At 68.9% G+C, this 25,616-nt stretch carries 32 protein-coding genes; 18 read left to right on the forward strand and 14 right to left on the reverse strand.

The annotated features are described in order from the left end of the window. Positions 1-7: 7 nt before the first annotated feature. Positions 8-649 (reverse strand): DUF7097 family protein, encoded by a 642-nt coding sequence (locus tag HALNA_RS03825; RefSeq protein WP_049935061.1) that lies wholly within the window; start codon positions 647-649, stop codon positions 8-10. Positions 650-687: 38 nt separating this feature from the next. Further along, complete coding sequence (locus tag HALNA_RS03830) at positions 688-1,053, reverse strand: multicopper oxidase domain-containing protein (protein ID WP_342665004.1); 366 nt, start codon at positions 1,051-1,053, stop codon at positions 688-690. Between the two features lie 79 nt (positions 1,054-1,132). Between HALNA_RS03830 and HALNA_RS03835 the strand changes: the two genes are divergently transcribed. Beyond that, positions 1,133-2,362 (forward strand): RNA-guided endonuclease InsQ/TnpB family protein, encoded by a 1,230-nt coding sequence (locus tag HALNA_RS03835; protein ID WP_049935063.1) that lies wholly within the window; start codon positions 1,133-1,135, stop codon positions 2,360-2,362. Positions 2,363-2,615: 253 nt separating this feature from the next. Here HALNA_RS03835 and HALNA_RS20465 read toward each other — a convergent pair whose 3' ends face one another. The 3 genes from HALNA_RS20465 to HALNA_RS03845 all read right to left on the reverse strand — a co-directional run bounded on the left by HALNA_RS20465 (position 2,616) and on the right by HALNA_RS03845 (position 4,004). Continuing rightward, positions 2,616-2,783 (reverse strand): hypothetical protein, encoded by a 168-nt coding sequence (locus tag HALNA_RS20465; RefSeq protein WP_169719005.1) that lies wholly within the window; start codon positions 2,781-2,783, stop codon positions 2,616-2,618. Beyond that, positions 2,784-2,993: a zinc ribbon domain-containing protein gene (locus HALNA_RS03840; protein WP_049935064.1), complete on the reverse strand. Its 210-nt coding sequence runs from the start codon at positions 2,991-2,993 to the stop codon at positions 2,784-2,786. 78 nt (positions 2,994-3,071) lie between these two features. After that, the gene (locus HALNA_RS03845) at positions 3,072-4,004 is read right to left on the reverse strand and encodes a hypothetical protein (protein WP_049935065.1); all 933 of its coding nucleotides are present in this window, start codon (positions 4,002-4,004) and stop codon (positions 3,072-3,074) included. A 169-nt stretch (positions 4,005-4,173) separates the two neighbouring features. Here HALNA_RS03845 and HALNA_RS03850 point away from each other — a divergent pair, with 169 nt between their 5' ends. The 3 genes from HALNA_RS03850 to HALNA_RS03860 are packed head-to-tail and all read left to right on the forward strand — an operon-like array spanning position 4,174 to position 5,654. Beyond that, entirely contained in the window at positions 4,174-4,902 is a 729-nt protein-coding gene (locus tag HALNA_RS03850) for a hypothetical protein (protein ID WP_157573435.1), read from the forward strand. A 12-nt stretch (positions 4,903-4,914) separates the two neighbouring features. Beyond that, positions 4,915-5,268 (forward strand): DUF192 domain-containing protein, encoded by a 354-nt coding sequence (locus HALNA_RS03855; RefSeq protein ID WP_049935067.1) that lies wholly within the window; start codon positions 4,915-4,917, stop codon positions 5,266-5,268. 47 nt (positions 5,269-5,315) lie between these two features. Further along, on the forward strand, positions 5,316-5,654 hold the full coding sequence (locus HALNA_RS03860) for a cupin domain-containing protein (protein ID WP_049935068.1): 339 nt from the start codon (positions 5,316-5,318) through the stop codon (positions 5,652-5,654). On the opposite strand, the gene lysS is transcribed toward HALNA_RS03860, so the two are convergent. Next, the gene (gene lysS, locus HALNA_RS03865) at positions 5,651-7,258 is read right to left on the reverse strand and encodes a lysine--tRNA ligase (RefSeq protein ID WP_049937948.1); all 1,608 of its coding nucleotides are present in this window, start codon (positions 7,256-7,258) and stop codon (positions 5,651-5,653) included. The genes HALNA_RS03860 and lysS overlap by 4 nt on opposite strands. After that, positions 7,255-7,965, reverse strand: a complete 711-nt coding sequence (pyrH, locus tag HALNA_RS03870; RefSeq protein ID WP_049935069.1) for a UMP kinase — start codon at positions 7,963-7,965, stop codon at positions 7,255-7,257. The genes lysS and pyrH overlap by 4 nt, the downstream gene beginning before the upstream one ends. Before the next feature lie 119 nt (positions 7,966-8,084). Here pyrH and HALNA_RS03875 point away from each other — a divergent pair, with 119 nt between their 5' ends. The 3 genes from HALNA_RS03875 (at position 8,085) to HALNA_RS03885 (ending at position 10,545) form a co-directional block, all read left to right on the forward strand. Beyond that, entirely contained in the window at positions 8,085-8,864 is a 780-nt protein-coding gene (locus tag HALNA_RS03875; RefSeq protein ID WP_049935070.1) for a molybdopterin synthase, read from the forward strand. Positions 8,865-9,079: 215 nt separating this feature from the next. Continuing rightward, positions 9,080-9,334 (forward strand): DUF7123 family protein, encoded by a 255-nt coding sequence (locus HALNA_RS03880; protein WP_049935071.1) that lies wholly within the window; start codon positions 9,080-9,082, stop codon positions 9,332-9,334. A gap of 83 nt (positions 9,335-9,417) precedes the next feature. Further along, complete coding sequence (locus HALNA_RS03885; RefSeq protein ID WP_049935072.1) at positions 9,418-10,545, forward strand: site-2 protease family protein; 1,128 nt, start codon at positions 9,418-9,420, stop codon at positions 10,543-10,545. Here HALNA_RS03885 and thiL read toward each other — a convergent pair. Then, on the reverse strand, positions 10,542-11,411 hold the full coding sequence (gene thiL, locus HALNA_RS03890; protein WP_049935073.1) for a thiamine-phosphate kinase: 870 nt from the start codon (positions 11,409-11,411) through the stop codon (positions 10,542-10,544). The two genes, HALNA_RS03885 and thiL, sit on opposite strands and share 4 nt — an antisense overlap. 90 nt (positions 11,412-11,501) lie before the next feature. Between thiL and HALNA_RS03895 the strand changes: the two genes are divergently transcribed. The 5 genes from HALNA_RS03895 to yqeC all read left to right on the forward strand — a co-directional run bounded on the left by HALNA_RS03895 (position 11,502) and on the right by yqeC (position 14,901). Further along, positions 11,502-12,542 carry a lysylphosphatidylglycerol synthase transmembrane domain-containing protein gene (locus tag HALNA_RS03895; protein ID WP_049935074.1) on the forward strand — a complete coding sequence of 347 codons (1,041 nt, stop codon included), beginning with the start codon at positions 11,502-11,504 and terminating at the stop codon, positions 12,540-12,542. A gap of 68 nt (positions 12,543-12,610) precedes the next feature. Then, on the forward strand, positions 12,611-13,066 hold the full coding sequence (locus HALNA_RS03900; RefSeq protein ID WP_049935075.1) for a 30S ribosomal protein S19e: 456 nt from the start codon (positions 12,611-12,613) through the stop codon (positions 13,064-13,066). 65 nt (positions 13,067-13,131) lie between these two features. Beyond that, positions 13,132-13,488 carry a DNA-binding protein gene (locus HALNA_RS03905; protein WP_049935076.1) on the forward strand — a complete coding sequence of 119 codons (357 nt, stop codon included), beginning with the start codon at positions 13,132-13,134 and terminating at the stop codon, positions 13,486-13,488. A 1-nt stretch (position 13,489) separates the two neighbouring features. Then, positions 13,490-14,083: a DUF7411 family protein gene (locus HALNA_RS03910; protein WP_049935077.1), complete on the forward strand. Its 594-nt coding sequence runs from the start codon at positions 13,490-13,492 to the stop codon at positions 14,081-14,083. Positions 14,084-14,175: 92 nt separating this feature from the next. Continuing rightward, positions 14,176-14,901 carry a selenium cofactor biosynthesis protein YqeC gene (yqeC, locus tag HALNA_RS03915; RefSeq protein ID WP_049935078.1) on the forward strand — a complete coding sequence of 242 codons (726 nt, stop codon included), beginning with the start codon at positions 14,176-14,178 and terminating at the stop codon, positions 14,899-14,901. A gap of 127 nt (positions 14,902-15,028) precedes the next feature. Here yqeC and HALNA_RS03920 read toward each other — a convergent pair whose 3' ends face one another. From HALNA_RS03920 to hisS, 3 genes are all read right to left on the reverse strand, one after another. After that, on the reverse strand, positions 15,029-15,640 hold the full coding sequence (locus HALNA_RS03920; protein ID WP_049935079.1) for a molybdenum cofactor guanylyltransferase: 612 nt from the start codon (positions 15,638-15,640) through the stop codon (positions 15,029-15,031). 108 nt (positions 15,641-15,748) lie between these two features. After that, the gene (gene truA / locus HALNA_RS03925) at positions 15,749-16,552 is read right to left on the reverse strand and encodes a tRNA pseudouridine(38-40) synthase TruA (RefSeq protein WP_049935080.1); all 804 of its coding nucleotides are present in this window, start codon (positions 16,550-16,552) and stop codon (positions 15,749-15,751) included. An 8-nt stretch (positions 16,553-16,560) separates the two neighbouring features. Further along, positions 16,561-17,859 carry a histidine--tRNA ligase gene (gene hisS, locus HALNA_RS03930; RefSeq protein ID WP_049935081.1) on the reverse strand — a complete coding sequence of 433 codons (1,299 nt, stop codon included), beginning with the start codon at positions 17,857-17,859 and terminating at the stop codon, positions 16,561-16,563. Positions 17,860-17,962: 103 nt separating this feature from the next. On the opposite strand from hisS, the gene HALNA_RS03935 reads away from it, so the two are divergent. Beyond that, the gene (locus HALNA_RS03935; RefSeq protein ID WP_049935082.1) at positions 17,963-18,919 is read left to right on the forward strand and encodes an AEC family transporter; all 957 of its coding nucleotides are present in this window, start codon (positions 17,963-17,965) and stop codon (positions 18,917-18,919) included. A gap of 77 nt (positions 18,920-18,996) precedes the next feature. Then, entirely contained in the window at positions 18,997-19,713 is a 717-nt protein-coding gene (locus HALNA_RS03940; RefSeq protein ID WP_049935083.1) for a hypothetical protein, read from the forward strand. Here HALNA_RS03940 and HALNA_RS03945 read toward each other — a convergent pair. Continuing rightward, positions 19,710-20,171, reverse strand: a complete 462-nt coding sequence (locus tag HALNA_RS03945; RefSeq protein ID WP_049935084.1) for a DUF3592 domain-containing protein — start codon at positions 20,169-20,171, stop codon at positions 19,710-19,712. The two genes, HALNA_RS03940 and HALNA_RS03945, sit on opposite strands and share 4 nt — an antisense overlap. A gap of 108 nt (positions 20,172-20,279) precedes the next feature. Between HALNA_RS03945 and HALNA_RS03950 the strand changes: the two genes are divergently transcribed. Further along, positions 20,280-21,566, forward strand: a complete 1,287-nt coding sequence (locus tag HALNA_RS03950; RefSeq protein ID WP_049935085.1) for a hypothetical protein — start codon at positions 20,280-20,282, stop codon at positions 21,564-21,566. Between the two features lie 49 nt (positions 21,567-21,615). After that, complete coding sequence (locus HALNA_RS03955) at positions 21,616-22,551, forward strand: CPBP family intramembrane glutamic endopeptidase (protein WP_049935086.1); 936 nt, start codon at positions 21,616-21,618, stop codon at positions 22,549-22,551. Here HALNA_RS03955 and HALNA_RS03960 read toward each other — a convergent pair. Beyond that, positions 22,548-23,516, reverse strand: a complete 969-nt coding sequence (locus tag HALNA_RS03960) for a hypothetical protein (RefSeq protein WP_049935087.1) — start codon at positions 23,514-23,516, stop codon at positions 22,548-22,550. The genes HALNA_RS03955 and HALNA_RS03960 overlap by 4 nt on opposite strands. A 97-nt stretch (positions 23,517-23,613) precedes the next feature. Here HALNA_RS03960 and HALNA_RS03965 point away from each other — a divergent pair, with 97 nt between their 5' ends. Together HALNA_RS03965 and HALNA_RS03970 are read left to right on the forward strand one after the other, a co-directional pair. After that, positions 23,614-24,180: an NUDIX hydrolase gene (locus HALNA_RS03965; RefSeq protein ID WP_049935088.1), complete on the forward strand. Its 567-nt coding sequence runs from the start codon at positions 23,614-23,616 to the stop codon at positions 24,178-24,180. 13 nt (positions 24,181-24,193) lie between these two features. Continuing rightward, complete coding sequence (locus tag HALNA_RS03970; protein ID WP_049935089.1) at positions 24,194-24,631, forward strand: desampylase; 438 nt, start codon at positions 24,194-24,196, stop codon at positions 24,629-24,631. Here the strand turns inward: HALNA_RS03970 and HALNA_RS03975 are convergent. Continuing rightward, positions 24,583-25,614: an AIR synthase family protein gene (locus tag HALNA_RS03975; protein WP_049935090.1), complete on the reverse strand. Its 1,032-nt coding sequence runs from the start codon at positions 25,612-25,614 to the stop codon at positions 24,583-24,585. The genes HALNA_RS03970 and HALNA_RS03975 overlap by 49 nt on opposite strands. Positions 25,615-25,616 lie beyond the last annotated feature (2 nt).

Genomic DNA, 25,616 nt, shown 5'->3' on the forward strand with positions numbered 1-25,616 from the left:
TCGAATGTTAGCGCTCGTCGCGCTCCGCCGCCGTCCGGAAGCCGAACTCCGCTTGCTCCGTGCTCCGGCGCTCCTCGCGGGCCGCGAGCGCCTCCGCGTCCGGGTTCACGTCGTCGTCGACCCGCGCCCAGCCGGCGTGCACTTTCGCGTGACACCAGCGACAGAGGGAGACGGTGATCTCGTGGGCCGGGTCGTCGTCGCCGTCTCGCTTTCCGGTGCCGTACGACAGGTGGTGTTCCTCCAGCAACGGCCGCGCGTCCTCGTGTGCCAGGCGCACCTCCTCGAGTCCACAGCGTCGACACTCGCGGCCGTCGGTCGTCGAGCGGTAGTGTGGGCAGTCACGCCACGTGGTGTCCTCGTCGGCGACGACACAGGCGTAGTCGTCGTCGCGGCGCGCGGCCGCGAACGCGGGGTCGTCGCCGGCCGCCGGCCGACTGCCCGAGGGACTGTGTCCCTCGCTGTCACCGGACTGCGTCCGGTTGCTCGCGGAGCGTGGCTCCGCGCTGCTTGAGGGACATCGCCCCCCGCTGTCCCCGGCGTGTTCGAGCGCGAACCGACACCGCCCGTCGCCGGTGAGGTGGTCACAGCGGTCGGCGTGGGCGTAGGGGTCGTCCACTCCGACCGGTGTGCCCGTTGGCGTCCGCTCCATGCCGGGCGGTCGGTCCCCACCGTCATCAACCTGTTCCGCTACGGCTCGTAGCCCGCGTACTCCATCAGCTGTGCGAACACGTCCGAGTCCATCGCCGATTCGTAGACGATGCCGCCGACCATCCCGCCGGGGTAGGAGTTGCCGTTCATCGCGTGGCTCACCTTGTGACAGTGCATGAGGTAGATGCCGGGGTCGGCGTCCGCCTCGAACTCGACGGTTTTGCGCTCCGCGGGCGCCAGATCGAGGATGTCCTCCTCGTACTGGGCCACGTCGGGAATCCGCGAGCCGTCCTTCTCGACCACCCGGAACCGGTGGTTGTGGGTGTGGATCGGGTGGTTCATAGAGATTGCGAGGCGGATACCCCGACCCTTGAGGTCGGGGAGGAAGCCGACAACCGATGACACAAACCACGCACGATGGCAAGGCCGACTCCCCCACGTCTAAACAAATACCTTCAAATATTTCTATCGGTACTAATGAAGTATAGAGGTCGTCCGCAACATCCAGCTAAAGCTCGACGTTCCCGAGGACGCTCACAGCGTTCTCGATGAGACGTTCGAGCAATTCCGTCAAGCGGCCCAACACGTCGCTGACGCTGGGTGGAGCGACGACCCCACGCAGATCGAGGACATCAAAAACACGCTCCACGAACAAACCTATTCAGAGGTTCGGGAGCAGACCAGTCTGCAAGCCAGTCTCGTCCAATCCGCCCGCAACCTCGCTGCCGACGCGCTCAGCAACTGCAAAGACCGCATCCTCGACGACGGTCAGAAAGCCAGCAAGCCCGAGTTCCGAGGCAGTGTCGTCGCGTACAACGGTCGAACCATCACGTACAACGACGACCACGTTACCCTCGCCACGGTTGGCGACCGCGTGACCGCCGAGTTAGTCACACCTGAAGACGAGGAAGAGACGCCGTTTGCGGAGTATTGGACGGATGACTGGGAACGCAAGGAAGCAACGCTCCACAAGCGTGACGGGACGTACTACCTCCACGTCGCAGTCAAGAAACAAGTCGAATCGGCTGATTCTGGCGACGAATCGACTGGGAACGGAGTGGTTCTCGGCGTCGATTTGAACGTGGACGGCTCTCTCGCCGTCACCAGCACAGGGGCCTTCCTTGGAAACGCAGACTACCTCAACCACCGCCGCGACGAGTACGAACGTCGGCGCGGCAACCTCCAACAGACAGGCACTCGCTCCGCACACCTCACCATCGAAAGCATCGGGTCACGGTTCGCTCGGTGGAGTGCGGACTACCTCCACCGCATCTCGAAGGCCATCGTTCAGGAGGCTGTGGAGAACGATTGTGCGGCGATTGCGTTCGAGAATCTGACGCATATCCGCGAACGCATCTCGAACGCTTCGAAGTTCCAGCAGTGGGCGTTCGGCGAACTCCAAGGCCACGTCGGATACAAAGCCGAAGAGTACGGTATTGACGTGGACGATGTTGCCCCTACCTACACGTCACAGCGGTGCAGTCACGGCGAGTGCGGATTCACGCACAAGGACAACCGCAATGGTGACGAGTTCGAGTGCCTGAAGTGTGGAAAAGAACTCCACGCGGATTACAACGCCGCTCGGAATATCGGGTGGCGTCTTGTCCAGCACTGGCTCAAGTCCGGTGCTGGACGGGCCACCAGTCAACTGGTCTTCAAGTCAGGGACGCTGAACGCGAACGGTGATTACACGCCTTCCGCCTTGCGCGGATAGAGCGGGAGTCCACTGACAAGCCTCGGGGCTTGACCCCGAGGCGGTTGACGAACCGCCGACGCGAGAGCTTCGTTCCGGGTGCACCAACTTGGTCCGTGATAACGAGTGAACCTCTGAGAGGGACGGACAAGCCTTGCTCGACGGTTCTCGCCGGCCGACACTGCTGTGCCGAATACCCGAACCGGTTCGGCCTATTTAAATATCCGCTGGCGTCGCTGCGGCAAGAATGTCGAAGATATTCGATAAAACCCCGTCAGCGCCGGTCGTGGTCCTCGTCGGTGTCACGGCGCGCGACGCGTTCGGCCGACGCTCGATCCATCACTTCGCGGTCGTCGTGTTCGGCGCGAACCAGCCAGTAGAGCAGGAGCGACGCGCCGATACCGAGCAGGAGGAACAGCACGACGACGCCGACTTCGGCCATCTACCCGAGGAACACGTCGACGATGTCGCTACCCTGTGAGCCCACGTCGCGGTACAGTTCCGAGTAGCCACACGAGGTACACGACACCACTTTGAACGAGTTGGTCTGGATGTCGAACATCTTGCTGAGGCCGCCGCCAGTGGTCGAAATCTTTCCCACGTCGGTCTCGGTGTGGCCGCATTTCGGGCAGCCGCGGTCTTCGGTGTCCATGAGTGACGACTCGGGAGGCTCCCCTCAAAAACCGGCGGTGACTCAAACGCCGGTTCGTGCGAACCGTTCACACGAGCGTCAGGAGTTGTTGTCGTAGACGGTCTCGGCGGTGGTGGCGCGACTCGACGCCAGGTCGAGCATGTCGCTCGCCACGTCCTCGAAGGCGTCGGCCCGGTCCGGAAGCTCCGAGAGCCGTTCGTCGAGCCGGTCTTCGACATCGCTGAGGAGTTCGTACGCCTGATCGGCCTTCTCCGCGGCCTCCTCGGGTCGGTTCTCGTCGACGGCGTCTCGCGCCTCGACGATCAGCGAAATCCCTTCGTGGAGGTCGGTGGCGTCGTCTCCGAGCGCGGCGAGTACGTCCGCCTCGTCGGTTAGCTGACCGACTTTCGAGCTGTACTCGTCGCCGCTGATGGCGTCGACTACGGCCGCGCTGTCGGCGTCCATCTCCTCTCGAATCGTGGCGGTCGGCTCCGACACCTCGTCGTTCGCCGTCTCGACCCGTTCGATGTCCGCCTCGGCCTCGTCGAGGTCGCGTTCGTCGAGGTGGGTGTACGCCTCCGTGAGCGCATCGTGGCCGTCGATGAGCCACGACTGGGCGTCGGCCGCCAGCGTGAGAAACCGCTGCATCGTATCGAGCGACGCGATGGTCGCCCGCTGTTCGTCGGTGTTCGCGTCCGCCTCGGCGGCGGCGATGGCCCGCTGTACCCGGTCGAGACGGAGGAGCACGTCCCGAGCGCGGAACTCATCGGTCTCGGCGGTCACCGACAGGAGGTCGTCGGTGACGCCGCCGGTGTAGACGTAGACGGCCTCGGTGAGGCGGTCCTGCGCGTCGTCGATGTGCTGGGCCGCCTCGGGCGACGCCTCCGGTTCGGGCGTCGGGGTCGGTTCGGGTGTTTCGGTCGGGGTCGGTTCGGAAGTCTCGGTCGCCGTGGGCGTCGGCTGGCTCTGCTGGCCGCCGAAGCAGCCGGCCACGAGAGGGGTCAGGGCGACGAGGAACGCGCGTCGATCCATGTTCGGTGCCTACGCGTCGATAGAGTAAAGCATATCGATACTGTCAGACGCGTGTTAGACGTGAAACTGCCGAAAAACGTCTTTCGAGTCGTGCTGTGCGACGGGCGTCAGACACATATCAGATTTTGATAGAAATTTATACGTCGTCGTCGCCGCACAGTTCGTGACGATGACCCTCCTCGGCACGTCGGGCGCTGCCCGCTCGCGAGCGGCCGCGCTCGTGGTCTCGCTGTTGGTCGCCATCACCGCGTGGAACGCCACGCTCAATACCCTCCTCGCCCGGTCCGGGCTGGCCTCGGCCATGCAGGTCGCCTACGAGCCGACGCTGCCTCTCACGGCGCTCGGGGCGGTCGGGGGCCTCGCCGTCGCCACCGTCGCTGCTGTCGCCGTTCTCGCGGCGCTAGCGCGGACTGTCGCCCCCGACGGCGACGCCCTCGGCGGGAACGAGACGATCGGTGAGACGGTGCTCGCCTACGCCCGCGCCGTCGTCGTCGCCGTCGGCGGTGTCGTCGCCGCGGCCGTCGGCCTCGGACTCCTCGTCGTCCCCGGCCTCGTCGTCCTCGTCCACCTGCCGCTGGTTTTCGTCGCCGTCGCCGTCGACGGCGACCCGATCGGCCGCGCGGTCGGTCGAACCTGGGCCCGTGCCAGCGGCTCCCGTGCCCGCATCGTCGCCGTCGCCCTCGCCGTCGTCGCCGTCCCCCTGTCGCTCGCGGTGATCGCCACCCTCACCACCCTCCTGTCGCCGACCGTCGAACTCGTCCTCGGCGTCCTCGTCACGAGCGTCGCCGCCGCGGCCGGCATCGTCGCCTTCGTCGCCCTCGCCGATTCGCTCGACGGCTCGTCGGGCGGCGCCGCCCGGACCGATCGGGTCGCTCCCGGCACGTCCCGACAGCTCTGATCGGCTCCGCCCATGACACGCATCGTCCACGACGGCGACGGCGACACCCGCGTCCTCGCCACGGACGTTCGCGTCGCCGACTCCTTTCTCGCCAGGGCGCGCGGGCTGATGTTCCGCCGCTCCTTTCCCGACGGGTCGGCGCTCGTCTTCCCGTTCGGTCGCCCCGCCCCCCGAACCCTGCATATGGTCGGCGTCCCGTTCGACATCGACGCCGTCTGGCTCCGCGGCGGCCGGGTCGAGCGGGTCAGTCGCCTGTCGGCGTGGACGGGTCTCGGCCGGGCGGCCGCCGACACCGTGATCGAACTGCCCGCCGGCGCCGCCGACGGCGTCCGCGAGGAGGACACCGTCCGCGTCGACGACGGGTGATGGACGCCGGCACGACAATTTATGATCCCTGCCCGCCCCCGAACGGTATGGACATTCGTTCGTACGACGACACGGCGATGACCGAAGCGGTGCCGGACGTGCGCCTCTCGCAACTGGCCGCGGGCGAGAAGACGAGCGTACAGGGCTACGTCATCGACCCCGGCGCCGAGGTACCCGAACACAGCCATCCACACGAGCAGGCGGGCTATGCCTGGCGCGGCGAGGCGGTCTTCATCATCGACGGCGAGGAACACGCCGTCTCGGCGGGTGACTCCTACGTCATCCCCGGCGGCGACCCTCACCGGGTCGAAAACCGTGGCGACGAACCCTTCGAGGGCGTCGATATCTTCAGCCCACCGCGGACCGATCCGGACTGGAAGGACTAGCCCTCTCGCCGCAGCCGCTTCACCACGAACGACTCGTCGAGTTCGCCGAGGAACTCGCCCAGACGCGGCCCCTCGGTGTCGTCGAAGAAGAGCCGATAGCCCGCGGCGAAGAAGTCGCCCACCTCGACGCCGTGAGCACGCGGTATCTCGTACATCTGGCCCTGAATCTCCTCGCCGTCGTGGCCCTCGGCCACGAAGTCGGCGAGGTCGGAAAGCGCCGCGACCACGCTGTCGTCGAAGTCGGTTTCGGGCAGTTCGGCCTGCAGGCGGTAGTTGTAGGCGTTGTCCATGCGCTCGGCCCAGGTGCGTGCGCGCTCGACTCGCGCCAGCGCCGCCTCCACCGCCCACGCCGGCGTGTCGTCGTCGAAAAAGCCCTGATTGCGCGCCATCCGCACTCGAAGGTCGCGGTCGTCGGTCATGCCAAGCACCGCGGCGAAGGTGTACGGGAGGCGCACCCGCTTTTCGCGCACCTCGTCGACGAGGTAAGGGTAGGCCCGCTCCGCGAGGGGTTCGAGGTCCGCGTCCGCCTCCTCGCCGAAGTAGACGCGCTCGAAGCGGTCGAACTCGTCGACCAGCAGGTCGATACGCGCCACGTCGAAGTCCTTGGCGCGCTTGGGGTTGCGGACGAAGAAGTAGCGAAGCACCTCGGGTTCGAGGAGGGCGAGCACCTCGTCGACGGTGACGACGTTGCCCGCCGAGGAGGAGAGCGGTTCGCCGTTGAGCGTGAACCACTCGTAGGTCATCGGGACCGGCGGCTCGATACCGAGCACCCGGCGGGCGATCTCCTCGCCGCTGGGCCACGAGCCCTCCGCGTGGTCCTTCCCGAAGGGTTCGAAGTCGACGCCGAGGACCGTCCACTGTGCGGGCCACTCGAAGCGCCAGGGGAGTTTGCCCTCCCGCAACGTGGCCGTCCCCGCGTGTCCACAGCCGTCGATGTGGTCGCCGCCGGCGTCGAGGCCGGAGCAGACGTAGTCGACGGTCCCCGCCTCCAGGTCGACGCCGCGCACGTCCTGGGTGAGCCGCCCGCACTCCGAACACTGCGGCATGAAGGGGACGTAGTCCTCGTCGACCCCGTCCTGGTATTCGGCGAGCACCTCGCGGGCCAGGTCGCGCTTTTCGAGCACGTCCCGCGTAACGGCCTCGAACTCACCGGATTCGTAGAGGTCGGTGTTCGACACCAGTTCCACCTCGACGTCGACGGCCGCGGCGCTCCGGGCCAGCAGGTCGGTGAAGTGGTCTCCGTAGGAGTCGCTCTCGCCGACGGGGTCGGGGATGTCCGTGTAGGGTACCCCGAGGTTCCGTCCCAGCGCCCCCGCGTCGATGTCGCCGAGGCCGACGAGGTTCCAGTCCGCGTCGGCGAGGGTCCGGGGGACGCTCCGTAGGGCGTCGCGGTCGTCGCTCGTGAACACCTGCCGGACCTCGTGGCCGCGTTCCCGGAGGACGCTCGCGACGAAGTAGCCGCGCATGATCTCGTTGAAGTGGCCGAGGTGGGGGACGCCGGAGGGCGAGACCCCGCCCTTGATGACGATGGGGTCCTCGGGCTTTCGTGCCTCGATTTCGTCCGCGATGTCGTCGGCCCAGAAGGCGTTGTGGTCGTCGCTCATGTCCACCGCTCCGGTTCGTGACTCCCCTCGGGAATCACGTCGGTGCCGGAATGCTCGCCCCCGAGGACGGCGTCCGCGACCCGTTCGGGATCGGTCCCGTCGAGGACGATCGTCCGCATCGTCGAGCGCTCGATGAGTTTCGCCGCCAGCAGGTCGACCGGTGCCGACGCCCCGGCGCCGCGACTCATCGGCGCCACGAGGTCGACGAGTTCCGTTCCCGAGAGCCGGGGGTACTGCTCGGCGTCGGGGTCACCGTCGGGGTCGGCGCTGAACACGCCGTCGACGCTCGTGGCGTAGACGAGGAGGTCGGCGTCGACGTATTCGGCCAGCGCCGCGGCGACGGCGTCGGTCGTCTGCCCGGGCATGACACCGCCCATGACGGCCACGTCGCCCCGGCGGAGCGCCTCGCCGGCCGCCTCGTAGTCGCGAGCGGGCGAGGGTGCGGAGACGTCGCCGAGTGCCGCGATCAGCAGGCGGGCGTTGATCCGCGTCACGTCGATGCCGACCTGGTCCAACTGTACCTCGTTGGCGCCGAGGCGACGCGCCGCCCCGATGTAGTCGCGGGCGACGCCGCCACCGCCCACCACCGCGCCGACTTCGCAGTCCGCCTCGACGAGACGTTCGACCGCCGCCGCGTGGCCCGCGACGCGGTCGGCGTCGAGGTCGGGCGCGAGGACGCTCCCGCCGATGGAGATGACCACTCGCATTGGCCTTCGGTTGCCGCGATGCCGGCTTAAGGGTTGTCAAGCGGTCCCCGCTTCGGTACGCGTCCGCGTGCCTCGCGCCGTCGAGACACTGTTAAGGGTCCGCGTGCGCTTCCCCACGTATGAAAACCCTCAATCTCGTCGGCCCCGACGCCGTGGAGGTGGCCGACCGACTCGTCCCGCGACTCGACGGCCGGGTCGCCACCGTCGAGACGCTCCCCGAGACGGCCGCCCGCGACACCGACGCCGGCGCGGCATACGGCCTCTCACCCGACGGCTCGTGGATCGGCGCGGGCGACGGTCGTGACCTGCCCAACCTGCTCGACGACCTCGTCCCGGAGTTCGACTACGCCCTCACCGTCGGCTTCGCGGACGCCCGTCTCCCGACGGTCGCCATCGGGGACGCCGACCCCGCCGGCGACGTTATCCTCACCCTCGCCGACGCCGCCGCCGACCTCGATCCGGTGCTCGACGCCGCCGCCGACCTCGATCCCCGAATCACCCTCGAATCGCTCGTCGACCGGGCGAAAGCCTCACCACTCGCGGAGCGATCGGGCGCCATCGCGACGTTCACCGGGCGCGTCCGCGTGAAAGACGCCGCGGACGACACGCCGACTACGCACCTGGAGTTCGAGAAGTACGAGGGCGTCGCTGCCGACCGGATGCGGGCCATCCGCGAGGAACTCGAAGCCCGTGACGGCGTGTTCGAGGTGCTGATGCACCACCGAACGGGCGTCATCCGCGAGGGGGAGGACATCGTGTTCGTCGTCGTCCTCGCCGGCCACCGCGAGGAGGCGTTTCGAACCGTCGAGGACGGCATCAACCGTCTGAAAGACGAGGTCCCGATCTTCAAAAAGGAAACCACCGAAAACGAGGAGTTCTGGATTCACGAGCGGCCCTGATCCCCCGGAACGATCGCGATTTCGGCCGTATTAATTCTCAACTCTATTTTCTGGAAACGAAGTCTTTGGAGAGATTATAAAATGTCTCGTGGTCCAATAAAACGTCTTAAAGATTTCACGAAAGTGGGTAAATCGATAAAACTGGCCGAACTGCTCCGAACGTTCCTCCCTTTATAACATCCTCGGGTATGTACGTCGGATCGAGGCGACAACAAATGAGCGCAACCCCAGACCCCTCCACCGGGACCGACGACAGCGCGTCGAAAGAGGAGCGCCTGAAGGAGTACCTGCTCTCGAAGGCCCAGGACGGTGAACTCTACTTCAAGAGTAAGTTCATCGCCGACGAGGTCGGTCTCTCGCCCAAAGAGATCGGTGCCCTGATGGTCAAACTCCGCGACTCCGCGACCGAACTCTCCGTCGAGAAGTGGTCGTACACGAGCGCGACCACCTGGCGAATCGAACCCGCGTAGGCCCCCTCGTCGCCGCTGGTCCCCGCCACGCACACGGGCCCGCTTCACGGGTTTTATACGACTGAGCGACGTACCGAATACCGATGGACAGAGCCGATGGGCCGCCATTGGACGCTCTCGAAGCCGTATTTTACGTTCGCGACATCGACCGCGACGGCGACAGGCTTCGCTACTACGGCGAGCCCCTCGTTCCGCGCAGTTCGCTGGGTGACGAACTCCGGGAGCCGTTTCGCCACGCCGGCTACCGGGTCGACCTCGAAGCCGGTCGCGAACCCTACGAAACCGTCGTCGTCGCGACGCCCGCGGACGGCCGGATCGACGGGTTTCCGTGGCCCAACCTCGCCCTGTTGGTCGCGACGATGGTCTCGACGCTTTTCGTCGGCGCCTTCGCGTGGTACTACATCCCGCCGGCCGACCTCGCCGCGAACCCCCTGCTCGCCCTTCGAGCGTGGCCGTTCACGGCCGCCGTCCTCGGCGTCCTGACCGCCCACGAACTCGGTCACTACCTCGCCGGCCGATACCACGGCGTCGACGTGTCCCTCCCGTATCTCATCCCCTTCGTCGTCCCCTTCGGGACGCTCGGGGCCATCATCCGGATGCGCGGGCGGATGCCCGACCGCAAGACACTGTTCGACATCGGCGTCGCCGGCCCGCTGACCGGCCTCGTCGCCACGGTCGTCGTCACCGCCATCGGCCTCTCGCTCGACCCGATGACGATCCCGTCGAGGGTCGTCGACTCCTCCGCACAGGTCATCGTCTTCAACAACCCGCCGCTTCTCGACCTGATCGCGACGGCCCTGGGACAGCCGACCAGCTACGCCGACCCGACCAAGACCGTCCACCCCGTCATCATCGGCGGCTGGGTAGGGATGTTCTTCACCGTCCTCAACCTCCTCCCTGTCGGCCAACTCGACGGCGGGCACATGGTCCGAGCGATGCTCGGACGGCGCCAGGAGACGGTCGCCTCGCTGGTGCCGATGGTCCTGTTCGGCCTCGCGGCCTACCTCTACTTCGTCCGCGACCTCTCGATCAACGAATCCGTCGGGTTGTGGGCCTTTTGGGGCCTGTTTGCCACGTTCATCGCGTACAACGGCCCCGCCAACCCCGCGGACGAGACGCCGCTCGGCTGGAAACGCCAGGTCGTCGGCCTCCTCACCTTCGCCCTCGGCGCCCTCTGTTTCCTGCTCGTTCCCATCCAGCTTCTGGGTTAGTGGCTGTAGCCCCGGTCCGGAAGCGGGTCGCCGTCGGCGCGGACGCCGCCGTCGGTCACCGTTCCGATCCGTGTGATCGTGGTTTCGACCGACTCCCGAACCGCGTCGACTGCCGCCGCCGATCCGGTGAAGACGAGTTCGAAGTCCTCTCCGAAGTACGTCGAGAGGTCGCGACGCTCGCGCTCGTCGGCCGCGACGGCCTCGACGCTCGGATCGACCGGCAGCCGATCCCACTCCACCTCGAAGCCGCAGTCGCTCGCCGCGGCGAGTTGGTGCAGCGAGCGTGCGAGGCCGTCCGAGGAGTCCATCATCGCCGTCGCGACGGGGGCTAGCTGTCGGCCGGCCGCGACCCGCGGCTCGAACCGAAAGAGGTCGTTGCCCCGGTCGGCGTTCCCCCGTTCGAACTCGCGGATGGCGGCGCCCGTCCGCCCGAGCGTCCCCGTCACGTAGACCGCCTCGCCCGCCGACGCGCCCGTCCGATAGACCGGATGGTCGGTCCGGCCGACGACCGTTCCCGCGACGGTGAACTCGTCGTGGTTGTCGAGGTCGCCGCCGACGTACTCGGCGCCGGTCATCTCGCACACGTCGCTCGCGCCGTCGACGAACGCCGCTATCTCCTCGGCCTCGAACGTGGGCGCGCCGTAGGCGGCGACGGCGGCCGTCGCGCTCGCGCCCATCGCCGCCACGTCCGATAGCGACGCGCCGATCGTCCGCCAGCCCGCGGTGTATCGGGTCGTCCCCGCCGGAAAGTCCGTCCGTTCGTGGAGCATGTCGGTCGTCACGACCAGCCCGTCGATCACCGCCGCGTCGTCGCCCGCCGCGTCGATCCGTTCGGCGAGCCGTCCCAACGCGCTCCGTTCGTCCATGCACGGCGTTCACGACGAGCGAATAAAAAGCCACGACGAACGGCGGCGCGAGTCGGTGGGTTAATGGGCCGTCTCCCCTTCCCCGCAGGCATGTCCGGCGGACGGATTCGAGCGACGATTCTCGGGTTCGCCGGCGCCCTCGCCGTCTTCGCCATCCTGCTTTCGGTCGCAGGGGTCGACGACCTGGTCTCGCAACTCGCGGCCGCCGACCTCCGGGTGGTGGCGCTGGTCTTTCTCGCTACGCTCGGTTGGCTCGCGGCCTGGGGCTTTGCCCTCCGAATCGTCCTCGATGTCCTCGGCGTCTCGCTGTCGGTCCCGCAGGCCTTCCTCGTGTTCACGGGCGCGATGTTCGCCAACAACGTCACGCCGTTCGGTCAGGCGGGTGGCGAGCCGATCACCGCCCTCCTCATCTCGCGTGTGACAGATGCGGAGTACGAAAAGGGGCTGGCCGCCATCGCCAGCGTCGACACGCTCAACTTCGTCCCCTCGATCACCATCGCCCTCATCGGCGTCGGCTACTTCGTCACCGAAGTCGCCCTCGGCACGAACCGTCGCCTCGAACTCGCGCTGGCGGCGGTGACGGTCCTCGCCGTCGGCGTCCCCGCGCTCGTCTATCTCGGCTGGCAACGTCGCTACCGGCTGGAACGACGCGTCGTCGGGTTCCTCACGCCGACCATCCGCCGGGTGGCGGATCGGCTCCCACGCGTGCCAGTCCCGACCGTCGGCGGCATCGAACGTCGCATCAACGGGTTCTTCCGGGCCATCGAGCGCGTGGCGGCCAACCCCCGCGGCCTGGCGCTCGCGCTCGCGCTCTCCGCGCTCGGCTGGTTCTGCCAGATGCTCGGCCTCTGGCTCGCCTTCCAGGCCATCGGCCACCCGGTCCCCCTCTCGGTCGCCCTCTTTATCGTCCCCATCGGTGCCATCGCGGGCGTGACGCCCCTCCCCGGCGGCGCCGGCGGTATCGAGAGTGTCCTCGTCGTCCTGCTCGTCGCCGCCCCGCTTCCCGGCGTCACCGAGGCCGTCGCCCTCGCCGCCGTGGTCGTGTTCCGCGGCGCCGTCTACTGGACGCCGACGGTGCTTGGCGGTATCGTGACGGGCGTCGTCGGGCTCCGATCGCGCGGCGCCTCGTAGCCTTCGAGTGCGTGGCCCGCGTACCGAATACGATGGGTTTAAACTCCGTCCGCGGGAACGCTGCGCCAATGGTAACCCTCTACGACGTGCCGGCCGACGCGCTCATCGAGGCGCTCGCCGACCGGCTCGAGGACCGCATCGACGCCCCCGACTGGGCCGACTACACCAAGACCGGCGTCAGCAAGGAACTCCCGCCCCAGCAGGACGACTTCTGGGTCACCCGTGCCGCGAGCCTCCTGCGGAAAGTCGCCGTCGACGGTCCCGTCGGCGTCGACCGCCTCTCGACGGCGTACGGCGACCGAAACCAGGGCTCGACGCGCTACCGCGTCGCCGCCGCCCACGCCGACGCCGGCAGCAAGAAGATCATCCGCACGGCGCTCCAGCAACTGGAGGAGGAGGACCTCGTCTCCACCGCGCAGGGCGAGGGTCGCGTCGCCACGCCCGCCGGACGGAGCTTCCTCGACGAGGTGGCCGCCGACGTGCTCGCGGACCTCGACCGCCCCGAACTCGAGAAGTACGCGTAGACCGACGCGGCCCGACCGCTTCGGCCTCCGAAATCGTTTTTACTGTTTCGACGGAATTCATAGTCATGAGTGGGAACCCCGACGACGAACGACTCGAGGAGCTTCGCCAGCAGAAGATGCAGGAACTGAAAGACCAGGCCCAGGAGGGCGGCGGTCCCGAGGGGGGCGAGGCCCAGCAGGCCGCCCAACAGCAGGCCGAAGCCCAGAAACAGGCGCTGTTGAAACAACACCTCACCGACGGCGCCCGCCAGCGGCTCAACGCCGTCCAGATGTCGAAACCGGAGGTGGCCGAACAGGTCGAACAGCAAGTCGTCGCCCTCGCACGGAGCGGTCGGATTCAGGACCGCATCGACGAGGACCAGATGCGGAAGCTCCTGAAGGAGCTCACGCCCGACAAGAGCTTCGACATCCGTCGGCGGTAGCATGGACGTCGCCGTCCTCTACAGCGGCGGCAAGGACTCCACGCTCGCGGCGCTCTCCCTCGACCCCTTCTACGAGGTGACCCTCGTCACCGGTACCTTCGGGGTCAGTTCGGATTGGCGTCACGCCCAGCGGGCGGCCGAGCGCCTCGGCTACCCGTTCCGACGGCTCGACCTCGACCCCGCAGTCGCCGACGACGCCGTCGACCGACTCCTCGCCGACGGTTACCCCCGACACGGCATCCAGCGGGCACACGAACACGCGCTCGAACGCGCCGCGGACCTCGACGTGACCGCCGTCGCCGACGGCACCCGCCGCGACGACCGGGCGCCGACCGTCGACCGCGCGACGGCGCGGAGCCTCGAAGACCGTCGCGGCGTGGACTACCTCGCCCCCCTCGCCGGCTTCGGCCGGCGGGCCGTCGACCGCCTCGCCGACGCCACCCTCGACGTGGACACCGGCCCGAGCGAGTCGATCACCCGGGCCGACTACGAGGCGGAACTCCGGGCGCTCCTGACAGAGCGCGAGGACGGCGCCGTCGACGACGTGTTCCCGGCCCACGAGCAGTCGCACGTCCGGGGCGTGACCCGACCGTGACGAGGGTGGGCGCCGGCCCGCTCGTGTCCCGCCCGTAATCCGTCGGATCACGCGCCCGATACGCCGAAGTGACTGGACGCGAAAGCAGCGGTATGGATCTCATCGAGGCGCTGTCGGCCGACTCGCCGCTCGTCTGTGTCGTCGGTGCCGGCGGCAAGAAGACGACGCTCTACGCGCTCGCGAACCGGCTGGATCGCGCCGTCGTCACCGCGACCGTCCGCATCCCCATCTTCGACGACGAAGTCGCCGCGGTACGTCTCACCCGCGACCCAGTCGGCGCGCTCCGAGACGCGACCGACTGGCCGCTCGGCCTCGTCCCCGAACGGGAGCGCGACGACCGGTATCTCGGCTACGACCGCGAAACCGTCTCCGCCATCCGCGCGACGCCCGGACACGGGCCGGTACTGGTCAAAGCCGACGGCGCCCGAACGCGCCTGTTGAAAGCGCCCGACGAGCGCGAACCCCAGATCCCCGCCACCGCCGATACGGTGATCCCCATCGCCAGCGCCCGCGTCGTGGGCGAACCGCTCTCGGAGACCCACGTCCACCGCCCGGAGCGGGTCGCCGAACTCACCGGCCTCGACCTCGGCGATCGGATCGGCCCCGAGGACGTGGGCGCCGTCCTCGCGGACCGACTCGGCGGCCGCAAGGGCGTCCCCCCGAGTGCGACGGTCGTCCCGCTGATCAACATGGTCGACGACGACGACCTGGCCGCGACCGGCCGCGCCATCGCGGACGCCGTCCACGAGCGCACCAACGTGTCGCGGGTGGTGCTCGCGCGGATGCTGGACGCCGAGGTGGTCGACGTGGTCGAGTAGCGCCGCTCCCGTCCGCCACGACCGTTCGGCGGGCTACGGCTCCTCCTCTGTAGTAGCCTTTATAAGTCAGAGCACACCTGATGGCACGCAGTCCTGCGATCAGGTGTGCAAACAGTTCCAAACGCTACTATAGCCGTCGCGCCGCGTCCTCGAAGTCCTCCGGCGTGTTGCAGTTCTCGAACGTGCTCGGACGACCATGCGTTCGGACCTCGTCGCCGTCGACGACGACGAAATCGAGGTCGAAAAGCGGCGCGACGATGCGATCCTCGCCAGCCTCCAGCGCCGCCTCGCAGGCGTCGGCCATCGCCGCCGCCCGGTAGACGGCGTGGGTGGTCTCGAACCACTGGTCGGGGCGCGGGACGGCGGCGTCGTGACCCGCTGCCCGCTCGAACAGGTAGTCCACGAACCCGGCGTCGACGAAGGGCATGTCGCAGGCGACGACGAACGCGTACTCGCCGTCGACGGCGCGAAGGCCCGTCGCCATCCCCGCCATCGGTCCCTCGTCGGGGTAGTCGTCCTCCGCGAACGCGACGGGGACGCTGGCGCCATCGAGGGCGTCCGCGATCGCTGCTCGCTGTGCGGCCCGACAGTTGATCACGACGGCGTCCACGACGGGGGTTATCCGGTCGACGACCCGGCGGATCATCGGCGTCCCGGCGAGGTCGGCGACCGACTTGTCACCGTCGCCGAACCGCGTCGACCGACCGCCGGCGAGGACGACCGCAGTGCGTTCGGACATGCGGGCGGATACACGTCCCACCGTTTTACGTCGTCGGGTCGCGATCCGTGTGGCTGCTCCGCGCAACCGCCGGCGGACACACGCCCGTCTCACCTCGCACCGCGCCGTTCACTCGAGTCCGTCACACAGGTCACCGACGACTCGTGCGGCGGTCGACGCCTCGATGCGCCGCTCACCGAAGGCCTCGCGGGCGCTCTCGACAGCCTGAGGGTCGGGCTCGAACGAGAGCCCGGGATACGTCACGTCCGCGAGGACGAGCGGCGTCGCCGGCGCGGTCGGGACGCCTCCCGGGCCGTCGAGTGGGTCGGGGCCGAGGACCCGATCGATCCGGTCGAGGCCGCTCTCCCCGCTCCCGACCGCCCGAACGAGCGAGACGATCCGGCGGACCATGTGCCGGGCGAAGCCGTCCGCCGAGAGCGTCAGGACGAGGAAGTCGCCGTCGCGGGCGCAGTCGGCATCGAGGGTTCGGACCGTCCCCTCGTCGTCGGTGGTGAGGTTGTGGAAGTCGCCCTCGCCGGTCAGCGCGTCGAGGGCCGCACGCACGCGGTCGTCGTCCAACCCGGGGCCGTGGCAGTAGTAGCGGTACGTGCGCCGGGTCGCGTCGTGGGTTGCGTGGAAGCCGGCGGGGGCGTCGGCGCCCGCCCACGCCCGGATCGCCGCGGGGAGTTCCGCGTTGAACGCCGCCGGCGTGAGCCAATCCGGTGCCTCGAATGCGACGGTCTGGGCGAGCGCCGAGACGCCCGCGTCAGTGCGGCCGGCGGCGGCGTAGCCGGGCGGGATGTCCGCCCCGTCGTTCGGAATACCGTGTGCGCGAAGCGCATCGAGCAGTTCGTCTTCGACGGTCGGCACGTCCGGCTGGCGCTGGAAGCCGAAGTACGGGCGGCCGTCGTAGGCGACGCGGAAGGCACGCATCGGGTCGCTTACGCGAAGTCGTCGTAGGTCGGCCGCTCCCGCTCACCGGGAAACTCGTCGACGGGGGCGGTGGTCTGGTCGCCGCTCGACATCTCCTTGACGGTCACCTCGCCGCTTTCCAGGTCACGCTCGCCGACGATGACGACCGTCTCGGCGTTGACGCCGTCGGCGTAGGACATCTGGGCGCCGAAGCTCCGCCCCGCGAGATCCGTCTCGACGACGTGGCCCCGGTCGCGCAGGTCCCGGGCCACCCGCGCCGCCGTGGCTCGGGTGTCGCCAACCGAGAGGACGTAGTAATCCGTCGACAGTGCCTCTTCGGGCCAGACGCCCGCCCGCTGGAGGAGCAGAGAGAGGGTGGCGTGGCCGGGAGCGACGCCCACCGCGGGCGTGGGCTGACCGCCGTAGCTTTCGATCAGGTCGTCGTAGCGCCCGCCGCCGAAGACGGCGCGGGACACCTCGCCCTGCGTGTCGAAACACTCGAAGACGGTGCCGGTGTAGTAGTCCAGCCCTCGAGCCGTCTCCAGGGAGACGGTGCAGTAGTCGCGAACGCCGAAGTCGGCGGCGGCGTCGAGGACGTTCCGGAGGTTGCCCACCGCGTCGGCCACCTCGTCGGTGCCCGCGAAGTCGGTCAACTCGGAGAGGTCGCCCGTCGCCAGCAGGTCGTCGAACCGCTGGGCTTGATCGTAGGAGAGCCCCGCCTCGTGGAGCAGGTCGTAGTATTCGGCCGGTTCGATCTTGGCCGACTTGTCGACGGCGCGGATCGCCGCTCGCACGTTCACGTCCGCCTCGAACGCCCGCAGGAGGCCGCCGAGGATGTCGCGGTGGGAGACACGGAACTCGAAGTCCGCGCCTTCGAGGCCGAGCGTCGTCAGCGCGTCGGCCGCGTACGCGAGGATCTCCGCGTCCGCTTCGGGTTCGGCGGAGCCGAAGACGTCGACGTTGGTCTGGTAGAACTCGCGGAATCGCCCCTGCTGGACCTGTTCGTACCGCCAGAACGGTCGGGTGGACATCCACTTGATCGGCTTCTGGAGTTCCTGACCTTTCGCGACGACCATCCGCGCCACCGTCGGCGTCAGTTCGGGCGTCATCGCGACGTGCCGGCCGCCCTTGTCCTCGAAGGTGTACAGTTCGTCGACGATCTCGTCGCCGCTTTTGTCGGTGTAGAGGTCGACGGCTTCGAGCGCCGGGGTACCGATCTCCCGGAACCCGTACTGCCGGGCCGTCCCCTCCAGCGCGTCGGCCACGGCCCGCCGGGCCGCCATCTCCTCGGGGTAGAAATCGCGGAACCCCTTGAGTCGGTCGTACATGACGCCCCGTCGGCGCCCGCCGCGCTTGAAACCTGTCCTTTCGGAAGCGGAAGCCCTTGCTTCCACACGGGGGTTGAGACGCCCCGACGGCGACCGGCCGTCCATGTCCCTCGTCTCCGCGTTCACCTCCGCCATCCTCCCCATCGTGTCGGTGATGGGACTCGGCTACCTCCTCGCCTCGACGCTCGATCTGGACGTCGATCCGTTGAACGACGTCGCGCTCTATCTCTTTCTCCCCGCGCTCATCTTCCACAGCATCGTCACGACGACGCTCTCGGGCGCGACGGTGGCGCGCATCTTCGCCGGCGTTTTCCTCTTCGTCGTCGCCACGATGGGCGTCACCGAACTCGCCGACCGACTGCTGGGGGTTCCCGAACCCTACCGGAGCGCGGACGTGTTGGCGGGCGCGCTCCCCAACGCCGGCTTCTACGGCATCCCGCTCGCCGAATTCGCCTTCGGCGCCATCGGCCGCACCACCGCCGTCATCTACATCACCGCGCAGGCGTTCCTGATGTACACCCTCGGTGTCTACGTCGCCTCCCGCGGCGGCGGCGAGGCGGGCATCGGCGCCGTCAAGGAGATTTTCCGTCTCCCCCTCGTCTACGCCATCGCCGCCGCGGGCGTCGTCCGCTTTCTCGGCGTCGCGCCCCCGACCGACGGCACGTTCATGTCCACCGCCCGCCTCGTCGGCGACGCCTCCATCCCCCTGATGCTCGTCATCGTCGGCATCCAACTGTCCGGACTGGCGTACGGCAACGTCCGCCGGGTGCTCCGCCCGTCGGTCATCAAACTCGTCATCGCGCCGCTTGTCGGCCTCGCCGTCGCCGTCGCCCTCGGCGGCTTCGGCGACCCAGCCGTTGCCCGGGTGTTCGTCCTCCTCTGTGCGACGCCCGTCGCGCTCATCCCCCTCGCGCTCACACTCTCGTACAGCGACACCGCGGAGCGCGACGGCCTCTCGGCCTCGGAGTATCTCACCATGACCATCTTCGTGACGACCATCGCGAGCGTGCCAGTGCTGACCGTCTTGATTACGCTCCTGCAGGACGGCGTCGTCTTCTGATCCCCTGAACGTTTTTGCCCGTTCGTCCGGTCGGTTTCACTATGTCAACGGCTACCATTCGTGGCGCGGTCAGGGGCATGGGTCAGCGGGCCAATCCGGCCTTCGCCGCCGGGGCCGTCGCCGTCCCGGTCGTCGCGCTCGCCTACGCGCTCACCGTCGCACCGGTCGTCCACCACATCTACGTCCACGTGATGGCGGGCGTGCTGTGGACGGGCATCGACCTCTTCATGGCCCTCGTCCTCGGCCCCGTCCTCGGGGGCCTGCCCGTCGAGGAACGCGCCAGCGTCTTCCAGCGATTCACGCCGAAGATGACCTTCCTGATGCCGTCGCTCGCCCTCGTCACCATCGTCGGCGGCGTCACCCTCGCGGAACGCCTCGGGGTCTTCCCCCATTCCCAACCCTGGATCGCCCTGCTCACCCTCGCCACCACCGTCCCCGCGCTCCTCCTGATCGGCTGGCAGTTCGACGCCTTCGACGACCCCCGGTGGCTCGCCGCCTTCGCCGTCTCGCTGCTCGGCGGCGGTGCCTACCTCGCCGTCACCGCCAACGCCTTCGGCGTGCCCTCGGTCACTATCCTCCTCGCGCTCGCCATCGTCACCGTCCTCTCCGTCGTCGGCTTCGGCGTCTTGCTCCCCGGCGAGGTGCGCATCTACCGACAGCTCGCCTCCGGCGACCCCGACCCGACCGTGATCAGCCGGATCGGTATGCGCAACGCCCGCCTGAGCGGCCTGCAGGGGTTCTTTCAACTCACTATCGTCGTCGTGATGGTGTATCTGCGGTGGCCGGCGGCCTAACCCGTCAGCACCAAGCGTCCCGCGCCCACGACGAACAGGGCGCCGACGCCGACCAGGATGAACGGCTTGTTGGTGCTCTCCGGCTCGAGATACCCCGCCCCGGGCGAGTCGGTCGGGACGTACACCGTCACCGTCGTGCCCGGTTCGTACCCCTCCAGTTCGGCGCTGGCCGCACGCTCGGTGTCGAAATCCTTCGAGAGCGTGCCGGGGTAGACCTTCGAGGACGTGTACGTCTCCCCCCGGTAGGTGTAGTCGAACGTCGCCCGCGGCGTATACGAGGCGCCCCTGCCCGACGATTCCTCGATTGACGTGGACGTGATCGTCCCCTCGACCGTCGTTGCGGAGTCAAGCGCCGCCGACTGGGTGGTGTAGCTGTACGCGCCGAAGCCTATCGACGCGAGACCGATCACCAGCGTGAGGGCGATGCCGAGTCGCCCGGAGGGCCCGCTGATCTTCATATCGACCGCCGACGCCGTCGTCGGTGTTAAAACACGGCCACGCGTCTCCCGCCCGCGAACCGTACGGAACGGGAAACGACTTTATTCGCTCCTACCGCGCCTACGCGTATGTACGTCGACCTCGGCAACGCGCTCGACGCCGAACCTCGGCTGCCCCGGGCGGCGCTCGACCGCCTCGACGAGCGCGTCACCGACGCCCACGAACGCATCGCCCGCGGTCGCGACGACGGCGAACACGGCTACGCGGCCCTGAACCTCCCGACCACCGCCGATCCCGCCGCGGTCCGTGCGGCCGTCGACGGCTTCGACGACCCGAGTGCGATCCTGACCGTCGGCATCGGCGGGAGCGCGCTCGGCGCCGCGACCCTCTCCGAAGCCCTCGGCGGCGCGGTCGACCACTACGTCCTAGACAACGTCGACCCCGCGGGCGTCGACCGGCTCCTCGACTCCCTCCCGCTTGCCGACACCGTCGTCCACGTCGTCTCCCGGTCGGGCACGACGGCGGAGACGCTGGCGAACTTCCTCGTCGTCCGGGAGGCGATGGAGCGCGCGGGCGTCGACTGGACCGAGCGGACGCTCGTCACCACGGGCCCCGACGGCAACCTCCGGAACCTCGCCGACCGTCACGACCTGCCCGCCCTCGACGTGCCCGCGGGCGTTCCCGGCCGCTTTTCGGCGCTCTCGACCGTTTCCCTCCCCGTCGCCGTCCTCGCCGGCGCCGACATCGACGCCCTCCTCGCCGGCGCGCGGGCCGAGGCCGACCGTCTGGCTGGCTCCCTGTTCGAGTCGCCCGCCTACGCCTACGGCGCCGCCTGCTACGCACTCGAACGCCGCGGCGCTGGCGTCAACGCCGTCATGCCCTACGCCGAATCTCTGGAGTGCTTCGCGGAGTGGTTCGCGCAACTGTGGGCCGAAAGTTTGGGCAAAGACGCCGTCGGGCAGACGCCAGCCCGCGCGCTCGGGGCGACGGACCAGCACTCACAGCTCCAGCTCTATCGCGCCGGCCCCCGCGACAAACTCGTGACACTCGTCCGCCCGCGCGAGGGCCCCGACGTGCCCATCCCCGAGACGGACCTCGACGGCCTCGCCTACCTCGGTGGGGGGAGCCTCGGCGACCTGCTCGACGCGGAGTTCGAGGCGACGGAGGCGAGTCTCGCGGCCGCGAACTGCCCGAACGTCCGCGTCGAGGTGGACCGCCTCGACGCCCACGGCGTCGGCGAACTGCTCTACGGCATGGAGGCGGCCTGTGTCCTCTACGGCGAACTCGCCGGCGTCGAGACGTTCACCCAGCCCGCCGTGGAGTGGGGAAAACGCGCCGCCCGCGGCCTCCTCGGCGGCGGCGACTTCGAGGAGGCCACGGCGGTGGGCGAGAAACGGCGGCTGGTGGTGGAGTAGCCGGTCGCCGATCCGACCCATTCTTACTTCCGGGGCGACTCCCTCCACCATGGTCAACGAACTCGCCGCGGCGGCGATGCTTCACCTGCTCGGCGGGCTGGTACTCGCGACGCTCGTCCACCAGGACGCGTCGCTCCGGGGCCACCATCGACCGTTGGCCCTCGCCGGCGGCACCCTCGTCCTCGGCGTCGTCGGCGCGGTCGGCTACTACGCCACCAGGGAACGGATCGGCGACCTGCCCGACGACGTGACCCACGTGCGCGCCCCACTCGGCGTGCGCGCCCGCGATCTGTTCAAAGGCGTCCTCCTGATCGTCGGCGCCTTCCTCTGTGCGACCGCGATCGTCGGCCTCGGTGCGAACGCCCTCGTCGCCGCGGGCGTCGTCGACCGTGGAACGCTGGAGTTCCGCGTGATCGCCTCCGTCCTCCAGTTCGTCGGCTTCGGCGTCGGCGTCGGGGGCTATCTCGCCATCACCCGCGACTGGGACCTCCTCCAGCTTCGCGTCCCGACGCTTCGGACCGTCGGCCTCATTGCCCTCGGCGTCGTCGCTCTCGTCCTCGCCCAGCTCGCCATCGCCCGCCTGCTGACCGTCCTCGGCATCTCCGTCGCGCAGAACCAGGTCGTCGTCACCGGCCAGCAGGACCCCCGATATTTCCTCTATATGATCCCCGTCGCCATCCTCCTGGTCGGCCCCTTCGAGGAACTCGTCTTCCGGGGCGGCGTGCAGGGCATCCTCCGACGGACGTGGGGTCCGGGCGTCGCCATCGTCGTCGCGAGCGTCCTGTTCGGTCTCGTCCACTGGATCGCGCTCACCGGGGCCGGCGGGTCGCGGGTGCCCTACGTCACCGTCGCCGCGACGCTCGGTCTCGTCCTCGGCTACCTCTACGAGCGGAGCCGGAACCTCGTCGTTCCGGCCGTCGTCCACGGCCTCTACAACACCGTACTGTTCGGCGCGCAGTACCTGTCTGCGACCGGGATGGGCTAGCGGACCTGAATCCCCAGGTCGTCGAACTGTCCCTGCACCAGGTCGTCGACTTCGCCCCAGTCGACCGGCGGTTCGCGGCCGTCGAGGTCCGCCTCGAACCGGTCGAGCGAGTCGGCGACCCCGGCACGCTTCGACTCGAAGTCGTCTATCTCCGCCGTCGCGGCGTCGAGCCGCGCTGAACACGTCTCGTGGCGCGCCGCCAGTTCGTCGAGGCGGTCCCGCAGCGTCGCCACGTCGGCCCCGTACGAGCCGTCCCGTCGCTCCAGCCACGCCTCGAGGTCCGCGATGTCGGCCCGGAGGTCCTCGAACACCAGCGACATCATCCGCTGGAGGTGGTAGGCCGCGAGCCACGCGCCGAACGGCCTGATCCCCGCGGGGTCGTCCGCTTCCAGCCGATCGAGGAGGCCCTCCGTGTTGTCGAGATATCGCTCGAAGCCGTCGATCTCCTCGTCGAGCGTGTCGATCCGGGTCGCGGGGTCGCCGAGCCACGTCTCGAACTTCGCCACTTCCGCCTCGACGTGGTGGAGCGAGTGGGCGACCTGGTGGACGACCTGTCCACACCGCCGGAGGTTCGCGGCCGCCTCGTACGCCGCCACGGCCGACTCGGGGGTCCTCGGTGTCGCGTCCAGTCGCTCTTCGGTGGCCGCGAGCGCCGAGCGCATCGAGTCGAACCCGTCCTCGTACTCGTCGAGTCTGGCGCGGACCCGGTTCGTGTCACGGTCGATCGGATCGAGCGACGCCTCGAGTGCCTCGAATCGCGCCTCGGCGTCCGACAGGTCCGCCGCCGTCGAGCGGTGTGATTCCCGACACGTCCGGTACCAGTCCCGCATGGTTTCGACCGTGATCCGGCCGTCGTCGGCCCGGTCCTCGATGGCGGTCAGTCCGTCCGCCACGCCGTCGAGGTCGTCTCGCGTCTGGACGCGTTCCCGGACGGTCGAGACCGCCCATCCCTGCTCGTCGGTCATGGCTGGCCGTTCGACGGACACACATATAGGCGATTCGAGCGCCCCCGCCGGAGCCCGCATCGAAGACACCATTAGCCTCCCCACCGACTGCCCTGACATGAGTCCGAACGAGGGCGGCGACGCCGAGAGCCACCCCAACGCCGCACAGGAGGTCATCGCCGTCGATGCCGACGATCAGGAACAGGGCACCGTCAACCGCCTCGACGCCCACACGGGCGAGGGGGTTCGCCACCGCGCGTTCACTGCCCTGGTCTTCGACGGCGAGGGGCGCATCCTCCTCGGCCAGCGGGCACCGGACAAACGCCTCTGGGACACCCACTGGGACGGCACCGTCGCGTCCCACCCCCGCCCAGGCCAGAGCCAAAAGGACGCCTGCCGCCAGCGCCTGATCGACGAACTCGGCGTCACGCCCGACCAGTACGGTGACCTCCGCATCACGGACAAGTTCGAGTACAAGCGCTACTACGAGAACGCGGGCCTGGAGTGGGAGGTGTGTGCCGTCCTGAAGGTGACCCTCGACGACACGACGCTCGACCCCGCACCCGAGGAGATCGCCGGCCGCCTCTGGGTCGACTACGATCACCTCCACGGACACCCGCGGGCGTACCGACAGCTTCGCCTCTGCCCGTGGTTCGAAATCGCGATGCGTCGTGACTTCGAATGATCGGGAGTCGAGCGTGACCGCAGACGACTCCCACGACGGCCTCACCCTCGCTCCCGGCGTCCGCGATGCCCTCCTCGACCACGCCCGCAAGGGGGCCGACCGCGATCCGCCGGCGGAGGTCTGTGGCATCTTCGCCGGCGAGCGCGGCCCCCCGGATCACGTGACGGCGATCCGGCGTGTCCCGAACGTCGCCGCCCACCCCCGTACCGAGTACGAACTCGACCCCGCGGCGACGATGGCGGCCATCGACCGTATCGAGGACCGCGGCGACGACGCCGTCGGCTTCTATCACTCCCACCCCGAGAGCGCCCCCCGTCCCAGCGCGACGGACCGCGCGCGGGCGACGTGGCCGGGCTACGTCTACTGCATCGTCTCGCCGCCAGATGCGATCCGCGCGTACCGCTACGTCGACGACGGGTTCGTCGAACTTCCCGTCGAGAGCGCCGAGTAAGCCGCCCACGACGAATCGACCCCCGGCGCCTCGATCTCCTCGCCGTCGATGGCGACGCCCTCGCCGTCGACGACGCGGCCGATACGCGCGACGGCCGCCCCCCGGTCGTCCAGTGCCGACCGCACCGCCTCGGTTCCCTCGGGAGCGACCGTCACCACCAGCGATCCCGACGCCGTGGCGGTCCAGGGGTCGATCCCCAGCGTCTCGCACGTTTCCTCGACGCCAGGCCGGATCGGCACCCGGTCGCGTTCGAGTTCGAACCGGACGCCCGCGCCGGTCGCCATCTCGACGAACGCGCCGTGGAGGCCACCTTCGGTGGCGTCGTGCATCGCCGTCACCGGCCCCGCCGCGGCCGCGGTCATCGCGTCGCGGACACAACTCGCCTCGTCGAGGCGGGCCTGTGCCGTCCGGAGAGTGTCGGGCGGGAGGTCGATCCGATCGGGAAACAGCGTCGTCAACAGGCCGGTCGTCTCGACGGCCGGCCCGTTCGTCACCAACAGGTCGTCGCCGGGGCGGGCGCCGTCCGGCCGGATCACGTCACCGGGGTCGCCGACCGCGAGCGCCGTTGCCCCGCCGACCCACGGAAACGAACAGCCCTCGTAGCGGGCGGTGTGGCCGGTGACGACGCTCACGCCCAGATCGGCCGCCTCGGCGTGCAGTCCCGCCCAGACGGCCGCGAACTCCTCGTCTCCCATCCCCGGCGGGAGCGAGAAGGAGATGGCCAGATGCGACGGGGGCAGGCCGCTGACGGCCACGTCCGCGAGCACCACGTCCAGCGCGAACCGCCCGGCGCGTTCGTAGCCGATGGGCGGGAGGACCGAGACGGGATCGGTCGCGATGGCGACGGCTCGCCCGCCGATATCGAGGAGGCCGAAGTCGACGCCCGGCGTCGGACCGAGGCGCACGTCGTCGCGGTCGGCTCCCAGGCGCGGGCGGACGTGCGTCTCGAAGAACTCGCGATCGATCTTGCCGAGGTCGGGCATAC

It is taken from the genome of Haloplanus natans DSM 17983 (assembly GCF_000427685.1).
Classification (GTDB): Archaea; Halobacteriota; Halobacteria; order Halobacteriales; family Haloferacaceae; genus Haloplanus; species Haloplanus natans.

Coding starts and splice junctions, on each gene's coding strand:
- HALNA_RS03825 (WP_049935061.1), bottom strand. CDS start 649: ATGGAGCGGACGCCAACGGGCACACCGGTCGGAGTGGACGACCCCTAC.
- HALNA_RS20465 (WP_169719005.1), bottom strand. CDS start 2,783: ATGGCCGAAGTCGGCGTCGTCGTGCTGTTCCTCCTGCTCGGTATCGGC.
- HALNA_RS03840 (WP_049935064.1), bottom strand. CDS start 2,993: ATGGACACCGAAGACCGCGGCTGCCCGAAATGCGGCCACACCGAGACC.
- HALNA_RS03845 (WP_049935065.1), bottom strand. CDS start 4,004: ATGGATCGACGCGCGTTCCTCGTCGCCCTGACCCCTCTCGTGGCCGGC.
- HALNA_RS03850 (WP_157573435.1), top strand. CDS start 4,174: ATGACCCTCCTCGGCACGTCGGGCGCTGCCCGCTCGCGAGCGGCCGCG.
- HALNA_RS03855 (WP_049935067.1), top strand. CDS start 4,915: ATGACACGCATCGTCCACGACGGCGACGGCGACACCCGCGTCCTCGCC.
- HALNA_RS03860 (WP_049935068.1), top strand. CDS start 5,316: ATGGACATTCGTTCGTACGACGACACGGCGATGACCGAAGCGGTGCCG.
- lysS (WP_049937948.1), bottom strand. CDS start 7,258: ATGAGCGACGACCACAACGCCTTCTGGGCCGACGACATCGCGGACGAA.
- pyrH (WP_049935069.1), bottom strand. CDS start 7,965: ATGCGAGTGGTCATCTCCATCGGCGGGAGCGTCCTCGCGCCCGACCTC.
- HALNA_RS03875 (WP_049935070.1), top strand. CDS start 8,085: ATGAAAACCCTCAATCTCGTCGGCCCCGACGCCGTGGAGGTGGCCGAC.
- HALNA_RS03880 (WP_049935071.1), top strand. CDS start 9,080: ATGAGCGCAACCCCAGACCCCTCCACCGGGACCGACGACAGCGCGTCG.
- HALNA_RS03885 (WP_049935072.1), top strand. CDS start 9,418: ATGGACAGAGCCGATGGGCCGCCATTGGACGCTCTCGAAGCCGTATTT.
- thiL (WP_049935073.1), bottom strand. CDS start 11,411: ATGGACGAACGGAGCGCGTTGGGACGGCTCGCCGAACGGATCGACGCG.
- HALNA_RS03895 (WP_049935074.1), top strand. CDS start 11,502: ATGTCCGGCGGACGGATTCGAGCGACGATTCTCGGGTTCGCCGGCGCC.
- HALNA_RS03900 (WP_049935075.1), top strand. CDS start 12,611: ATGGTAACCCTCTACGACGTGCCGGCCGACGCGCTCATCGAGGCGCTC.
- HALNA_RS03905 (WP_049935076.1), top strand. CDS start 13,132: ATGAGTGGGAACCCCGACGACGAACGACTCGAGGAGCTTCGCCAGCAG.
- HALNA_RS03910 (WP_049935077.1), top strand. CDS start 13,490: ATGGACGTCGCCGTCCTCTACAGCGGCGGCAAGGACTCCACGCTCGCG.
- yqeC (WP_049935078.1), top strand. CDS start 14,176: ATGGATCTCATCGAGGCGCTGTCGGCCGACTCGCCGCTCGTCTGTGTC.
- HALNA_RS03920 (WP_049935079.1), bottom strand. CDS start 15,640: ATGTCCGAACGCACTGCGGTCGTCCTCGCCGGCGGTCGGTCGACGCGG.
- truA (WP_049935080.1), bottom strand. CDS start 16,552: ATGCGTGCCTTCCGCGTCGCCTACGACGGCCGCCCGTACTTCGGCTTC.
- hisS (WP_049935081.1), bottom strand. CDS start 17,859: ATGTACGACCGACTCAAGGGGTTCCGCGATTTCTACCCCGAGGAGATG.
- HALNA_RS03935 (WP_049935082.1), top strand. CDS start 17,963: ATGTCCCTCGTCTCCGCGTTCACCTCCGCCATCCTCCCCATCGTGTCG.
- HALNA_RS03940 (WP_049935083.1), top strand. CDS start 18,997: ATGGGTCAGCGGGCCAATCCGGCCTTCGCCGCCGGGGCCGTCGCCGTC.
- HALNA_RS03945 (WP_049935084.1), bottom strand. CDS start 20,171: ATGAAGATCAGCGGGCCCTCCGGGCGACTCGGCATCGCCCTCACGCTG.
- HALNA_RS03950 (WP_049935085.1), top strand. CDS start 20,280: ATGTACGTCGACCTCGGCAACGCGCTCGACGCCGAACCTCGGCTGCCC.
- HALNA_RS03955 (WP_049935086.1), top strand. CDS start 21,616: ATGGTCAACGAACTCGCCGCGGCGGCGATGCTTCACCTGCTCGGCGGG.
- HALNA_RS03960 (WP_049935087.1), bottom strand. CDS start 23,516: ATGACCGACGAGCAGGGATGGGCGGTCTCGACCGTCCGGGAACGCGTC.
- HALNA_RS03965 (WP_049935088.1), top strand. CDS start 23,614: ATGAGTCCGAACGAGGGCGGCGACGCCGAGAGCCACCCCAACGCCGCA.
- HALNA_RS03975 (WP_049935090.1), bottom strand. CDS start 25,614: ATGCCCGACCTCGGCAAGATCGATCGCGAGTTCTTCGAGACGCACGTC.